This window comes from Kitasatospora sp. NPDC058406 (assembly GCF_042722765.1).
Lineage (GTDB): Bacteria > Actinomycetota > Actinomycetes > Streptomycetales > Streptomycetaceae > Kitasatospora.
Map to the genome: position 1 here is coordinate 1 of NZ_JBHXKE010000513.1, position 1,011 is coordinate 1,011.

General features: G+C 69.7%; 1 protein-coding gene. It reads right to left on the minus strand.

Annotation, left to right across the window (positions count from 1 at the left end; all coding sequences use genetic code 11):
• Positions 1–957, minus strand: a 957-nt coding sequence (locus ACFWOG_RS40935) for an ISAzo13 family transposase (protein ID WP_380364846.1), incomplete at its 3' end; no start/stop codon positions are given.
• Between the last annotated feature and the right edge of the window lie 54 nt (positions 958–1,011).

Below are 1,011 nucleotides of genomic sequence, written 5' to 3' on the forward strand. Positions count from 1 at the left end.
CCATTTCGACGTGCCCGGCGGGAAGTGGCAGACCGTGATCTCCAGGCCGCTCTCCAGGGCGAAGGCGGCCAGGTGCTTCTTCCAGGTCCAGCGGCGTGGATCGTTGGAGCCGCCGGCGTCGGCGGTGATCAGCAGCCGGGTGGCGTTCGGATGGTGCACCCGCCCGCGGCGCTGCCACCAGCGGCGTATGGACTCGACCGCGAACTCGGCGGTGTCGTGGTCGGTCCCGACGTTGACCCAGCCGGTGTTGGTGGCGATGTCGTAGATCCCGTACGGGATGGCGACGGGCTGGTCGCTGGTAGTGAAGGTGTGGCAGTCGACCTTGATCGGGTCCTTGCCCGGCCGCCAGGTGCGACCGGGCCGGTCGCGGCTGCCGAGCCATTCCTTGGCCTTGGCATCGACGCTGATCACCGGCTGCCGGTCGTCGAGGAAGGCGGTGGCCGTGGCGTTCAGGTGGGCGAACTGGGCGTCGCGGTCCGGATGGCCGGCGCCCTCGGTGGTCTTGACGGTGCCCTGCAGGCTGTAGCCGAGCCGGTGCAGCAGGCGTCCGACGGTTGCGGCACTGACTGGATGGCCCTGCGACGTGAGGGCCGAGGCCAGAGCCCGCAACGACAAGGTGGTCCATCGCAGCGGGGAGACCGGGTCACCCCGGGTGTGCGGCTCGATCAACGCCTCGAGGGCCGGCACCAGGCCGGGATCGGTGACCGTCAACGGCTTGCGGCCGGCTCCCGCAGCCCGGACCCTTCGTGTGGGCACCGGGTCCCCGGCCAGCTCGGTCACGCCGCGCGCGACGGTGGCTGTACTGGCCCCGGAGGCTGCAGCCACCAGAGCGATCCCACCGTGACCGATCGCTGCGGCCTCACTGGCCAGGTAGAGCCGACGACGGCGCTCGTCGAGATGAGGCAGGAGCCGATCGAACTTGGCCCGTAACGCGGTGATGGGCGGACGCACAGGCATGGTCCACCATCCCACCAACTCCACCAGAGCAAGCAGTAATTGAAATACAAGCCC